The sequence below is a fragment of the Variovorax sp. PvP013 genome (assembly GCF_050435945.1).
Lineage (GTDB): Bacteria > Pseudomonadota > Gammaproteobacteria > Burkholderiales > Burkholderiaceae_C > Variovorax.
The window spans coordinates 663,327-676,863 of sequence record NZ_JBNDLF010000001.1; the positions used below are offsets into that span (position 1 = coordinate 663,327).

The 13,537-nt window shown below is 67.8% G+C and carries 10 protein-coding genes; all 10 read left to right on the forward strand.

What is annotated here, in order from left to right; translation table 11 throughout:
* The first annotated feature begins 11 nt into the window (after positions 1-11).
* The 10 genes from ABID77_RS03195 (at position 12) to typA (ending at position 13,517) form a co-directional block, all read left to right on the forward strand.
* Positions 12-1,025, forward strand: a complete 1,014-nt coding sequence (locus ABID77_RS03195) for a microcin C ABC transporter permease YejB (RefSeq protein ID WP_429590760.1) — start codon at positions 12-14, stop codon at positions 1,023-1,025.
* Positions 1,026-1,053: 28 nt separating this feature from the next.
* The gene (locus tag ABID77_RS03200) at positions 1,054-2,091 is read left to right on the forward strand and encodes an ABC transporter permease (protein WP_429593256.1); all 1,038 of its coding nucleotides are present in this window, start codon (positions 1,054-1,056) and stop codon (positions 2,089-2,091) included.
* A complete protein-coding gene (locus ABID77_RS03205; protein ID WP_429590763.1) occupies positions 2,088-3,731 on the forward strand; it encodes an ABC transporter ATP-binding protein in 1,644 nt (547 codons plus the stop codon). Before ABID77_RS03200 ends, ABID77_RS03205 begins: the two co-directional genes overlap by 4 nt.
* 27 nt (positions 3,732-3,758) lie before the next feature.
* Positions 3,759-4,958, forward strand: coding sequence for a YbfB/YjiJ family MFS transporter (locus ABID77_RS03210; RefSeq protein WP_429590766.1), 1,200 nt, complete (start codon positions 3,759-3,761; stop codon positions 4,956-4,958).
* Between the two features lie 179 nt (positions 4,959-5,137).
* Positions 5,138-5,788, forward strand: coding sequence for a ribosome maturation factor RimP (gene rimP, locus ABID77_RS03215; RefSeq protein ID WP_429590769.1), 651 nt, complete (start codon positions 5,138-5,140; stop codon positions 5,786-5,788).
* Positions 5,789-5,806: 18 nt separating this feature from the next.
* Positions 5,807-7,291 carry a transcription termination factor NusA gene (gene nusA, locus ABID77_RS03220; RefSeq protein WP_429590772.1) on the forward strand — a complete coding sequence of 495 codons (1,485 nt, stop codon included), beginning with the start codon at positions 5,807-5,809 and terminating at the stop codon, positions 7,289-7,291.
* Between the two features lie 24 nt (positions 7,292-7,315).
* Positions 7,316-10,333: a translation initiation factor IF-2 gene (infB, locus tag ABID77_RS03225; RefSeq protein ID WP_429590775.1), complete on the forward strand. Its 3,018-nt coding sequence runs from the start codon at positions 7,316-7,318 to the stop codon at positions 10,331-10,333.
* An 18-nt stretch (positions 10,334-10,351) separates the two neighbouring features.
* Positions 10,352-10,723 (forward strand): 30S ribosome-binding factor RbfA, encoded by a 372-nt coding sequence (gene rbfA, locus ABID77_RS03230; protein WP_296307856.1) that lies wholly within the window; start codon positions 10,352-10,354, stop codon positions 10,721-10,723.
* Between the two features lie 2 nt (positions 10,724-10,725).
* Positions 10,726-11,694 (forward strand): tRNA pseudouridine(55) synthase TruB, encoded by a 969-nt coding sequence (gene truB, locus ABID77_RS03235; RefSeq protein WP_429590778.1) that lies wholly within the window; start codon positions 10,726-10,728, stop codon positions 11,692-11,694.
* Positions 11,691-13,517, forward strand: coding sequence for a translational GTPase TypA (gene typA, locus ABID77_RS03240; protein ID WP_429590781.1), 1,827 nt, complete (start codon positions 11,691-11,693; stop codon positions 13,515-13,517). Before truB ends, typA begins: the two co-directional genes overlap by 4 nt.
* Positions 13,518-13,537: the final 20 nt, after the last annotated feature.

The following is a 13,537-nucleotide window of genomic DNA, read 5'->3' on the forward strand; positions in this document are numbered from 1 at the left end:
CGACCCATCGCATGGCTGCCTATGTCCTTCGACGCCTGCTGCTGATCATCCCCACGCTGCTGGGCGTGCTGCTGATCAATTTCGCCATCGTCCAGTTCGTGCCGGGCGGACCGGCCGAGCAGCTGCTCTCCCAGCTCACCAACAAGGAGAACCGCGCATCGAGCGGGCCCGGCGTGCGCACGCTCGATCCCAAGCAGGTCGCGGAGATCAAGGCGCTCTACGGTTTCGACAAGCCCGCGCCGGAGCGTTTCTGGCAGATGCTCCAGCAGTTCGCACGCTTCGACCTGGGCAAGAGCTTCTTCCAGAGCAAGGACGTCTGGCAGCTCATCAAGGAGAAACTCCCCGTCTCGATCAGCCTGGGCCTGTGGACCTTCCTCATCAGCTACCTCGTCGCGGTGCCGCTGGGGGTGGCCAAGGCGGTGCGGGCCGGCTCGCGCTTCGACTTCGTGACCACGCTGTTCGTGCTGATCGGCTACGCGATCCCGGGCTTTGTGCTGGGCGTGGCGCTGCTGGTGATCTTCGGCGGCCAGCTCCAGTGGTTCCCGCTGCGCGGGCTGACTTCGCCCAACTGGGAGAGCCTGAGCTGGGGCGCGCGCATCGTCGACTACCTCTGGCACATCGCGCTGCCGGTGACGGCGATGGTGCTGGGCAGCTTCGCCGTCACGGCCATGCTGACCAAGAACGCGTTCCTGGAGGAGATCCGCAAGCAGTACGTGCTGACCGCCCGCGCCAAGGGCCTTGCCGAGCGGCAGGTCCTGTGGAAGCACGTGTTCCGCAACGCGCTGATCCCGATCGTCACGGGCTTCCCGGCGGCCTTCATCGGCGCGTTCTTCACCGGCTCGCTGCTCATCGAGACCCTGTTCTCGCTCGACGGCCTGGGCTTGCTGAGCTACGAGAGCGTGATCCGGCGCGACTATCCGGTGGTGCTGGGCACGCTTTATTTCTTCACGCTGATCGGGCTGGTGACCAAGCTCGTCTCCGATCTCTGCTATGTCTGGGTCGATCCCCGTGTCAAGTTCGATTGAGCCGGTCGTGCCCGCGCCGGTGTCCCCGATGCCGGTCACGGTGTCGGTGAGTCCGGGCCGTCGCGCCTGGCAGCGCTTCAGGCGCAACCGCCTGGGTTTCTGGAGCCTGTGGGTGTTCGGCGTGCTGGTGGTGCTGAGCCTGTTCGCCGAGGTCCTGTCGACCGACAAGCCGCTGATCGTGCGCTACGAGGGCCGGACCTACGTTCCGGTGCTGCGCGACTACTCGGAGAAGACCTTCGGCGGCGACTTCGAGACGCCGGCCGACTACCTCGATCCCTTCATCCGCGAGCGCATCACCGCCGGGAGCAACTGGGCCGTCTACGCGCCCAATCCCTACGGCCCGAAGACGCTCAACTACTTCGCTTCCGCGCCCAATCCGGCGGCGCCCTCGCGCGAGAACTTCCTCGGCAGCGACGACCGCGGGCGCGACCTGCTGGCGCAGCTCATCTACGGCTTCCGCGTCAGCGTGCTGTTCGCGCTGGCATTGACGGTCATCGGCGTGGTGCTGGGCGTGGTCACCGGCGCGCTCCAGGGATTCTTCGGCGGCCGGACCGACCTGGCGTTCCAGCGCTTCATCGAGATCTGGGGCTCGATGCCCGAGCTCTACCTGCTCATCATCTTCAGCGCCATCTTCGCGCCCAGCGTCGCGCTGCTGCTGATCCTGCTGAGCCTGTTCGGCTGGATGGGCCTGTCGGACTACGTGCGCGCCGAGTTCCTGCGCAACCGCCAGATGGACTACGTGCGCGCCGCCCGCGCGCTGGGCGTGTCGAACCTGCAGATCATGTGGCGCCACATCCTGCCCAACAGCATGACGCCGGTCGTCACCTTCCTGCCGTTCCGCATGAGCGCGGCCATCCTGGCGCTGACCTCGCTCGACTTCCTCGGCCTGGGCGTGCCGCCGGGCACGCCCTCGCTGGGCGAACTGCTCAGCCAGGGCAAGGCCAACATCGACGCCTGGTGGATCTCGCTGTCCACCTTCGCCGTGCTGGTGGTCACGCTGATGCTGCTGACCTTCATGGGCGACGCACTGCGCGACGCGCTCGATCCGCGGAAGGCCGAGCGATGAGCGCGCCGGCGACCTCGCCCCTGCTGCTCGACGTGCGCGGCCTGCGCGTGGGCTTCGGCGGGCGCGACGTGGTGCACGGCGTCGATTTCCACATCGCGCCGGGGGAGAAGCTGGCGCTGGTGGGCGAGTCCGGCTCCGGCAAGACGGTGACCGCGCTGAGCCTGCTCCGGCTGGTGGCCAACGCCGACGTGGCCGGCACCGCGCGTTTCTCCGCAGCCGGCGACGGCAGCGCGGCCGATGCGTCGCGCGACCTGCTGTCCCTGTCCGAGCACGCCTTGCGCGGCATCCGCGGCAAGGAGATCGCCATGATCTTCCAGGAGCCGATGACCGCCCTCAACGCGCTCTACACCGTCGGCGACCAGATCGCCGAGGTGCTGGAACTGCACGAAGGACTGTCCAAGCGCGATGCCCACGACGCCGCGGTGAAGCTGCTGGCCGACACCGGCATCCCCGAGCCCGAGCGGCGCGCGCGCGCCTTCCCGCACCAGCTCTCCGGCGGCCAGCGCCAGCGCGCCATGATCGCCATGGCCCTGGCCTGCAAGCCGCGCCTGCTGCTGGCCGACGAGCCGACGACGGCGCTCGACGTCACCGTGCGCGCCCAGATCCTCGAGCTGCTGGCCGACCTGCAGCGGCGCCACGGCATGGCGGTGCTGCTCATCACGCACGACCTGAACCTGGTGCGCCGCTTCGCCGACCGGGTGGCCGTGATGGAGCGTGGGCGCATCGTGGAGGAGGGCCCGGTGGGCGGCGTCTTCGACGCGCCGCGCCATCCCTACACGCGCCGCCTGATCGACAGCCTGCCGACCCGCGATGTCGTGCCACCACCCGCGAAAGAAGTGGCCGTGCCTCTGCTCGAGGCCAAGGGCCTGCGCGTCACCTACCCGATCCCGCTGCCGGGCCTGCGCGGCTGGTTCCGGAAGGGCGCCTTCGTCGCCGTGAAGGACGCCGACCTCCACATCGCGCCGGGCGAGACACTGGGCGTGGTGGGCGAATCCGGCTCGGGCAAGTCGACGCTCGCGCTGGCGGCGCTGGGGCTGCTGCGCCATACCGGCTCCCTGGCGATCGAGGGGCGGCCGTGGGGCGCCGGGCGCGACGAGGACCGGGCGCTGCGGCGCGCCATGCAGGTCGTGTTCCAGGACCCGTTCTCGTCGCTGTCGCCGCGCATGACGGTCGAGCACATCGTCGGCGAGGGCCTGACGGTGCACGAGCCCGCGCTCGATCTCGCCGGGCGCCGCGTGCGTTCGCTCGCGGCGCTGGCCGACGTCGGACTGACCGAGGCGCAGTTCCCGGCGCTGCTCGACCGCTACCCGCACGAGTTCTCCGGCGGCCAGCGCCAGCGCCTGGCGATCGCGCGGGCGCTGATCGTCGGCCCGCGCCTGCTGGTGCTCGACGAGCCCACCAGCGCGCTCGACGTCACGATCCAGAAGCAGGTGCTGGGCCTGCTCCAGCGGCTGCAGCGCGAGCGCGGCCTGGGTTACCTGCTCATCACGCACGACGTCGAGGTGATCCGCGCCATGGCGCATCGCGTGATCGTGATGAAGGACGGCGCCATCCTGGAGTCGGGACCCGTCGCTCGCGTGCTCGACGCGCCCGATCACCCGTACACCCGCCAGCTGGTGTCCGCCGCGCGGCTCGCCTAGATCGAACGGAGACGGACGGAGACGCGTATGCCGACCCCTGTATACGACCGGCGCGCCGCCTGGCGCGCGGCGCTGGCCTGCATGGCGGCGCTGTCGGTGGCGATGGGCCTGGGCCGCTTCGCCTTCACGCCGATGCTTCCGATCATGCTGCACGAGGGACGGATCAACCTCCAAGGTGGGGGATTGCTGGCGTCGCTGAACTACCTGGGCTATTTCCTCGGCGCGGTGACCTGCGCCGCGCTGCGGGTGCGACCGGCCAACATGGTGCGCGGCGGGTTGCTGGCCACGGCCGCGCTGTTGCTGGGCATGGGACTGCTGCACGGCTTCACCGCCTGGGGCGCGCTGCGCACCCTGGCCGGCGTGATGAGCGCCTGGGTCTTCGTCTTCGCCTCCGGCTGGGGCCTGCGCCGCCTGGCCGAGACCGGCGCGTCGCAGCTCGCCGGCGTGATCTATTGCGGTCCGGGCATCGGCATCGCCGCGACGGGGCTGCTGGGGGGCGTTGCCGGTCGCTGGGGCGCCGACGCCGCCTGGATCGGCTTCGGCGTCCTGGCGCTGGGATTGATCGCCGCGATCTGGCGCATCTTCGACGACGGCGTCGTGGCGGCGACGGGGGGAGCGAACCCGTCCGTGGTCGCGCCTCCGGCGTCACCACGCGACCGCGTCGATGCCGGCTGGCTCGTCGGACTCTACGGTCTCGCCGGCTTCGGCTACATCATCACGGCCACCTTCCTGCCCCTGATCGCGCGCCAGGCATTGCCAGGCTCGTCCTGGCCCGACCTCTTCTGGCCGCTGTTCGGCCTGGCGATCGTGCCCGGCGCGCTGATCGGTTCGCGCGCACCGCCGTCATGGGACAACCGCCTGCTGCTGTCGGTGGCCTATGCGCTGCAGGCACTGGGCGTGGTGCTGACGGTCGCCTGGCCGACGGTGGCCGGATTCGCGCTGGGCAGCCTGCTGCTGGGCATGCCGTTCACCGCGATCACGCTGTTCGCCGTGCGCGACGCGCGGCGCCTGCGCGGCAACGCCGCCGCCGGGCTGATCGGCTACGCCACCGCGTCCTACGGCGTCGGGCAGATCCTGGGGCCGCTGTTCGCGGCGCCGCTGGCGCACCGCACCGGCTCGTTCGCGGTGCCGCTCCTGGTGGCCGCGCTGGGACTGGGCATCGGCTCGCTGCTGTTCGCCCGGGTCTGGTGGCGTTCGCGCAGCGAAATGAAGGCGGTCCGGGCCTGAACATCGGCCGAGACCGCTCGGCGACGTAACCATTTGGCATATAATCCGAAGCTCACGACCAAACGGGCGGGTACTCACCGCCCGTTTTTTTATGGGTCGAAACATTTCCGATGTGGCGTTCGCGGGCTGGCGACGCGGCATCGGACGCACCCCCGCATTCCAAAGGCGATTACAGACACGTGGCATTGCAGCAGACAGTGGAACAAACCGTGGCCGGTCTCGGCTACGACCTCGTCGAAATCGAACGATCGGCGGGCGGACTGCTGCGTGTCACGATTGATTTGCCCTGGACCGCCCCCAGCTCGGAAGCTGTGGCGGCAGGTGTCCCCGAACCCTTCGTGACGGTCGAGGACTGCGAGAAGGTCACCCGGCAGCTGCAGTTCGCGCTCGAGGTCGACGGTGTCGACTACAAGCGGCTGGAGGTCTCGTCGCCGGGCATCGACCGGCCCCTGCGCAACGAACAGGATTTTCAACGTTTCGTCGGTGAAGTCGTCGACGTGACGCTCAAGGCGCCGATGGGTGCCGCCGCGGGCGGCCAGGTGGCGGCCAATCGCAAGAAGTTTCGCGGCACGCTCGAGCGCGCCGACGACGGAGGCTGGCAGATCGTCTGGAGCGACGCGCCGGCCGTGAAGCCGGGACAGAAGATCGGCAAGAAGCGCGCGCTCGCACCGCTGCAGGCGCTGGGCTTCGTGCTGGACGAACTGCGCGAAGCGCGGCTCGCGCCGATCGTGGATTTCAAGGGCCGCAGGGCCAAGGCCGCCGAAGGGTTGCCGGAGCAGGGTCCGGATGGAGCCTCTTCGGAGGATGGCGGCACGCAAGTGTCGGACTGACAAGAGGAGCTAGTGGCAATGAATCGCGAAATGTTGATGTTGGTGGATGCGATCTCGCGCGAGAAGAACGTCGAGCGCGACGTCGTCTTCGGCGCGGTCGAATCCGCGCTGGCGCAGGCCACCAAGAAGCTCTATCAAGGCGAAGTGGACATCCGTGTGGTGGTGGACCGCGACAGCGGCAACTACGAGACCTTCCGCCGCTGGCACGTGGTCCCGGACGAGGCCGGCCTGCAATTGCCCGAGCAGGAGATCCTGCTGTTCGAGGCCAAGGAAGAGATGCCCGACATCGAGGTCGACGAGTACATCGAGGAATCGGTGGAGTCGGTGCCCATCGGCCGCATCGGCGCGATGGCGGCCAAGCAGGTGATCCTGCAGAAGATCCGCGACGCCGAGCGCGAGATGCTGCTCAACGACTTCATGTCGCGCGGCGACAAGATCTTCGTCGGCACCGTCAAGCGCCTGGACAAGGGCGACATCATCGTCGAGGCCGGCCGCGTCGAGGGACGCCTGCGCCGCAGCGAGATGATCGCCAAGGAGAACCTGCGCAACGGCGACCGCGTGCGCGCCATGATCATGGAGGTCGACCTGACGCTGCGCGGCGCGCCGATCATCCTGTCGCGCTCGGCGCCGGAATTCATGATCGAGCTGTTCCGCCAGGAAGTGCCCGAGATCGAGCAGGGCCTGCTGGAGATCAAGAGCTGCGCCCGCGACCCCGGCTCGCGCGCCAAGATCGCCGTGCTCTCGCACGACAAGCGCGTCGACCCGATCGGCACCTGCGTCGGCGTGCGCGGCACGCGGGTCAACGCCGTGACCAACGAGCTCGCCGGCGAGCGCGTCGACATCGTGCTGTGGAGCGAGGACCCGGCGCAGTTCGTGATCGGCGCCCTGGCGCCGGCGAACGTCTCCTCGATCGTCGTCGACGAGGAAAAGCACGCCATGGACGTGGTGGTCGACGAGGAGAACCTCGCGATCGCCATCGGCCGGGGCGGCCAGAACGTGCGTTTGGCTTCCGACCTCACGGGCTGGAAGATCAACATCATGGACGCCAACGAGTCGGCCCAGAAGCTCGCGCTCGAGACCGATTCGAGCCGCAAGCTCTTCATCGAGAAGCTCGACGTCGACGAGGAGATCGCCGACATCCTGATCAACGAAGGCTTCACCAGTCTGGAAGAGGTGGCCTACGTGCCGATCTCCGAACTGCTCGAGATCGAAGGCTTCGACGAGGACACGATCAACGAGCTGCGCACCCGTGCAAAGGATGCGCTGCTCACGATGGAAATCGCCAAGGAAGAAAGCGCCGAGGGCGTCTCGCAGAACCTGCGCGACCTCGAAGGCCTCGACGCCGAACTCATTCCGAAACTGGCCGAGGCGGGTGTCCATACCCGCGACGACCTGGCCGACCTCGCGGTCGACGAACTCACCGAGATCACCGGCCACAGCGCCGATGACGCCAAAGCCCTCATCTTGAAAGCCCGCGAACATTGGTTCGCGGGCCAAGAGTGACGGTCATGGAGGCACGAAGCACATATGTCCAGCACCACAGTCGCCGAGTTCGCGAACGAACTCAAGAAGACCCCCGAAACCCTGCTTGACCAGCTCAAGAGCGCCGGCGTGCCCAAGGCGGCGCCCACCGACGCCCTGACCGAAGCCGACAAGCAGCGGCTGCTCGGTTTCCTCAAGGCCAGCCACGGCACGGCCGAGCCGGAACGCAAGAAAATCACGCTCGTGAAGAAATCCACCAGCGAAATCAAGCAGGCCGACGCCATGGGCCGTGCACGCACGATCCAGGTCGAAGTGCGCAAGAAGCGCACTTTCATCCAGCGCGACGACGCCCCGGCGTCGCCACCCGAGCCGGTGCAGGCCATGCCGGTCGAGCCGCCCGCGCCCGAGCCGGTGGTGCCCAAGGTCGACGAAGCCGAACTCGCGCGTCGAGAGGAAGAAGCGCGTCGCCAGGCCGAGCTGATCCGCCGGCAGGAAGAGGAACTGGCCGAGAAGCGTCGCCAGCGCGAGGAAACCGAAGCTCGCGCCCGCGAACAGGCCGAGCGTGTCGACCAGGCCGAACTGGCCGAGCGCCAGGCCCGCGACAAGGTGGAAGCCGATGCGGAAGCGCGTCGCAAGGCCGCCGCAGCCGCCGCCGCCGCGACGGCCGCCACCAACGCCTTCTCAAAGAGCATCGCGCCGTCGCACCGCGCCGCCGCCGCTGCCGCCGAGAAGGCTGCTGCCGAGAAGGCCGCCGCTGAAAAGGCCGCTGCCGAGAAGGCCGCCGCCGCCGCGGCTGCCTCGGCCGCCGCAGCGCAGTCGCGCGAAGATGCCAAGGCCAAGGCCGCCGCCGAATCCAAGGCCCGTGCCGACGAGGAAGCCGCGCGCGCCAAGGACCTGGACGAGCGTCGCCGCAAGGCCCTGGCCGAAGCCGAAGCCATCCGCGCCATGATGAACGCACCGGCCCGCGTGCTGGTGCCGCACAAGGCGCCCGAGAAGGAAGTGCCCAAGCCCGCCGTCAAGGGCACGCTGCACAAGCCGGTCGCTCCCGCGGCCCGCCCGGGCGCGCCCGCCGCACCGGGAGCCGCTGCGGCGCCCGGCGCGGCCGCCGGCAAGGAAGTCAAGTCGGCCAAGCTCTCGTCGAGCTGGGCGGGCGATCCGGCCAAGAAGAAGGAAATCAAGACCCGTGGCGATGCCAGCGGCGGTGTCGGACGAGGCAACTGGCGCGGGGGTCCGCGTGGACGCCGTGGCAGCAACGACCGGGGTGGCCACGACGATCAGCACGTCCAGTCGGCACCGGCGGAAGTGCGCGTGCTCGAAGTTCACGTGCCCGAGACCATCACCGTGTCCGAACTGGCGCACAAGATGGCCGTCAAGGCCCAGGAAGTCATCAAGCAGTTGATGAAGTTGGGCATGATGGCGACCATCAACCAGTCGCTCGACCAGGACACCGCGATGATCATCGTGGAGGACATGGGCCACACGGCCGTGGTCGCCGCGCTGGACGATCCGGAAGCCTTCACCGACGAGGACGTCGGTGCCCAGGCCGGCGAGTCGTTGCCGCGCGCACCGGTCGTGACCGTCATGGGCCACGTCGACCACGGCAAGACCTCGCTGCTGGACTACATCCGGCGCGCCAAGGTGGCTGCGGGCGAGGCCGGCGGCATCACCCAGCACATCGGCGCCTACCACGTCGAGACCGACCGCGGCATGGTGTCCTTCCTCGACACCCCCGGCCACGAGGCGTTCACCGCCATGCGTGCCCGCGGTGCCCAGGCCACCGACATCGTCATCCTGGTGGTGGCGGCGGACGACGGCGTGATGCCGCAGACCAAGGAAGCCATCAAGCACGCGAAAGCGGCCGGTGTGCCGATCGTGGTCGCCATCAACAAGGTGGACAAGCCCGATGCCAACCTCGACCGCGTCAAGCAGGAGCTGGTGGCCGAGGAGGTCGTGCCCGAAGAGTACGGCGGCGAAGTGCCGTTCGTGCCGGTGTCGGCCAAGACCGGCCAGGGCATCGACGACCTGCTCGAGCAGGTGCTGCTGCAGGCCGAAGTGCTGGAACTGAAGGCGCCGGTCGAAGCCGCCGCCAAGGGTCTGGTCATCGAAGCCCAGCTCGACAAGGGTCGCGGTCCGGTCGCGACCGTGCTGGTCCAGTCCGGCACGCTCAAGACGGGCGACGTGGTGCTGGCCGGCTCGACCTATGGCCGCGTGCGCGCCATGCTCGACGAGAACGGCCGCGCGAGCAAGTCGGCCGGTCCGTCGATCCCGGTCGAGATCCAGGGTCTGACCGAGGTGCCACAGGCCGGCGACGAGTTCATGGTGATGGCCGACGAGCGCCGTGCGCGCGAGATCGCCACCTACCGTGCCGGCAAGTTCCGCAACACCAAGCTGGCCAAGCAGCAGGCCGCCAACTTGCAGAGCGTGTTCACCGACCTGTCGGCGGGCGAGGTGCAGACCTTGCGCCTGATCATCAAGGCCGACGTGCAGGGTTCGCAGGAAGCGCTGGCCCAGTCGCTGCTCAAGCTGGCGACCGAGGAAGTCAAGGTGCAGGTGGTGTACGCCGGCGTCGGCGGCATCAGCGAGAACGACATCAACCTGGCGATCGCTTCCAAGGCGGTCGTGATCGGCTTCAACGTGCGTGCCGATGCCGGTGCGCGCAAGCTGGCCGAGAACAATGGCGTGCAGCTGAACTACTACAGCATCATCTACGACGCCGTCGACGAGATCAAAGTCGCGATGTCGGGCATGCTGGCGCCGGAACGCCGCGAGGAAGTCATCGGCACGGCCGAGATCCGCACGGTGTTCGTCGCTTCCAAGATCGGCACGGTCGCGGGTTCGTACATCACCTCGGGCTCGGTCAACCGCAGCGCGCATTTCCGCCTGCTGCGCGACAACGTCGTGGTCTACACGGGCGAGATCGACTCGGTCAAGCGCCTCAAGGACGACGTCCGCGAAGTGCGCGAAGGTTTCGAGTGCGGTATCAAGCTCAAGAACTACAACGACATCAAGGAAGGTGATCAGCTGGAGTTCTTCGAGATCCGCGAAATCGCCCGGACCCTGTAAGCCGGCGAATCGACGCACATGCCCAAGAGAAAAGCCGCCGCGCCCAACCGTTCGTTCAAGGTCGCCGACCAGATCCAGCGCGATCTGACCGAGTTGATCGCGCGCGAACTCAAGGACCCGCGCGTGGGCATGGTCACGATCCAGGCGGTCGAGGTCACGCCCGACTACGCGCACGCCAAGGTGTTCTTCAGCGTCCTCACCGGTGACCCGGTGGAGACGACCGAAGCGCTCGGCCAAGCCGCGGGTTTCCTGCGCAGCGGCCTGTTCAAGCGTCTGCACATCCACACCGTGCCGACCCTGCATTTCGTGTTCGACCGCACCACCGAGCGTGCGGCCGACATGAACGCCCTCATCGCCCAGGCCGTCGCCTCCCGTTCGAAGGACGACTAGTCATGAACGCGCCACGCACGAGGGTGCAGCGGCGCCCCGTGCATGGGGTGTTGCTGCTCGACAAGCCGCTCGGTCTCTCCAGCAACCAGGCCTTGCAGAAGGCCAAGTGGTTGTTGCGCGCCGAGAAGGCCGGCCACACCGGTACGCTCGATCCGCTCGCCAGCGGCGTGTTGCCGCTGTGCTTCGGCGCGGCGACGAAATTCAGTCAGCTCCATCTGGAAGCCGACAAGACCTACGAGGCTACGGCCCGGCTCGGCGTCAAGACGTCCACCGGCGATGCCGAGGGCGACGTGATCGCCGAACGCGCCGTGAGCGTCACGCCGGACGATCTTTTCCGTGTCGAGGCACGTTTCACCGGCCCCCTGCGTCAGATCCCGCCGATGCACAGTGCCCTGAAGAAGGATGGCAAGGCGCTCTACGCGTACGCCCGCGACGGCATCGAGGTCGAGCGCGCGCCGCGCGATGTCGTGATTCGTTCGCTGTCGCTGACGATGATCGAGCCCGACCTGATCCGCATCGTCGCGACCGTCAGCAAGGGCACCTACATCCGCACGCTCGGCGAGGACATCGGCGAGGCACTCGGCTGCGGTGCGCACCTGCGCTCGCTGCGGCGCCTGGCGACGGGCGATTTCGACGTGGCGCGCTGTGTCACGCTCGACGCGCTCGAAGCGATGGGCCAAGACGAACGGCAGGCGCAACTGCTGCCGGTCGAGTCGCTGGTGGCCGGCCACGACCGTGTCACGCTCGGCGCCGAAGATGCGGCGCGCTTCCTCTCCGGACTGCGCCGGCGCGGAGCGTGGGCCGATGCCGAAACGATCGCTGTGTTCGGCAGCGAGCCGGCGGCATTCCTCGGGACCGCCCATGCGCGGGCCCGCGAACTGATCCCGGGGCGCTTGCTGAACCCCATCGAAATCCAGCAGATCCTTTTGAACGCACCTGTGAACGCAACCCTTTGCGAAACGACACCATGAGTACCAAGCAAATCCGCAATATCGCCATCATTGCCCACGTGGACCATGGCAAGACCACGATGGTCGACCAGCTGCTGCGCCAGTCGGGCACCTTCGCCGACCACGAGAAGGTCGTCGACACCGTGATGGACAACAACGCCATCGAACGCGAGCGCGGCATCACCATCCTGGCCAAGAACTGCGCGGTGAGCTGGGAAGGCACCCACATCAACATCGTCGACACCCCCGGCCACGCGGACTTCGGCGGTGAAGTGGAACGCGCGCTGTCCATGGTGGACGGCGTCGTGCTGCTGATCGACGCCCAGGAAGGCCCGATGCCGCAGACGCGCTTCGTGACCAAGAAGGCGCTCGCCCTCGGCCTGAAGCCCATCGTCGTGGTCAACAAGGTCGACAAGCCCGGCGCGAACCCGGACAAGGTCGTGAACGCCGCCTTCGACCTGTTCGACAAGCTCGGCGCCACCGACGAGCAGCTCGATTTCCCGGTCGTCTACGCCTCGGGCATCAACGGCTGGTCGTCGCTGGAAGAGGGCGCGCCCAACGAGCAGTGGGGCCCGGACATGTCCGCGCTCTTCAACACCATCCTCAAGCACGTACCGTCCCAGAAGGGTGACCCGGCCGCGCCCCTGCAGCTTCAGATCTCCGCGCTGGACTTCTCGACCTTCGTCGGCCGCATCGGCGTCGGCCGCATCAGCGCCGGGACGCTCAAGCCGATGATGGACGTGGTGGTCATGGAAGGTCCGGACGGCAAGGTCGTCAAGGGCCGCGTCAACCAGGTGCTGAAGTTCCACGGCCTCGACCGCGTGCAGGCGACCGAAGCCGGCCCGGGCGACATCGTGCTGATCAACGGCATCGCCGACATCGGCATCGGTGTGACGATCACCGATCCGTCCAATCCGGCGCCGATGCCCATGCTCAAGGTCGACGAGCCGACGCTGACCATGAATTTCTGCGTCAACACCAGCCCGCTGGCCGGTCGCGAAGGCAAGTACATCACCAGCCGCCAGATCTGGGACCGCCTGCAGAAGGAACTGCAGCACAACGTCGCGCTGCGCGTGAAGGAAACCGACGAGGAAGGCATCTTCGAAGTGATGGGTCGCGGCGAACTGCACTTGACCATCCTGCTGGAGAACATGCGCCGCGAAGGCTACGAGCTGGCCGTGTCGAAGCCGCGCGTGGTGTTCCGCGACGTCGACGGCGTGAAGCACGAGCCGATCGAACTCGTCACCGCCGACATCGAGGAGAACCATCAGGGTGGCGTGATGCAGGCGCTCGGCGAGCGCAAGGGCGAGCTGGTGAACATGGAGTCCGACGGCCGCGGCCGCGTGCGCCTGGAATACCGCATCCCCGCGCGGGGCCTGATCGGCTTCACCAACGAGTTCCTGAACCTGACGCGCGGTTCGGGCCTGATCTCCAACATCTTCGACAGCTACGAGCCGCACAAGGGCGAGATCGCCAGCCGCAAGAACGGCGTGCTGATCTCCATGGACGACGGTGAGATCTTCACCTACGCCCTGGGCAAGCTCGACGACCGCGGCCGCATGTTCGTCAAGGCGAACGATCCGGTGTACGAAGGCATGATCGTGGGCATCCACAGCCGCGACAACGACTTGGTCGTGAACGCCACGCGCACGAAGCAGCTGACCAACTTCCGTGTCTCCGGCAAGGAAGACGCCATCAAGATCACCCCGCCGATCGAGCTCACGCTGGAATACGGCGTGGAATTCATCGAGGACGACGAACTGGTCGAGATCACGCCTAAGAGCGTGCGCTTGCGCAAGCGCTTCCTGAAGGAACACGAGCGCAAGCGCGCGAGCCGCGACTGATCGGTCTTCGCCGGGCGCGT

Excerpts from the sequence above, each read along its gene's own strand:
- infB (WP_429590775.1), top strand. The coding sequence starts at position 7,316 with ATGTCCAGCACCACAGTCGCCGAGTTCGCGAACGAACTCAAGAAGACC.
- nusA (WP_429590772.1), top strand. The coding sequence starts at position 5,807 with ATGAATCGCGAAATGTTGATGTTGGTGGATGCGATCTCGCGCGAGAAG.
- ABID77_RS03200 (WP_429593256.1), top strand. The coding sequence starts at position 1,054 with ATGCCGGTCACGGTGTCGGTGAGTCCGGGCCGTCGCGCCTGGCAGCGC.
- ABID77_RS03210 (WP_429590766.1), top strand. The coding sequence starts at position 3,759 with ATGCCGACCCCTGTATACGACCGGCGCGCCGCCTGGCGCGCGGCGCTG.
- rbfA (WP_296307856.1), top strand. The coding sequence starts at position 10,352 with ATGCCCAAGAGAAAAGCCGCCGCGCCCAACCGTTCGTTCAAGGTCGCC.
- ABID77_RS03195 (WP_429590760.1), top strand. The coding sequence starts at position 12 with ATGGCTGCCTATGTCCTTCGACGCCTGCTGCTGATCATCCCCACGCTG.
- ABID77_RS03205 (WP_429590763.1), top strand. The coding sequence starts at position 2,088 with ATGAGCGCGCCGGCGACCTCGCCCCTGCTGCTCGACGTGCGCGGCCTG.
- typA (WP_429590781.1), top strand. The coding sequence starts at position 11,691 with ATGAGTACCAAGCAAATCCGCAATATCGCCATCATTGCCCACGTGGAC.
- truB (WP_429590778.1), top strand. The coding sequence starts at position 10,726 with ATGAACGCGCCACGCACGAGGGTGCAGCGGCGCCCCGTGCATGGGGTG.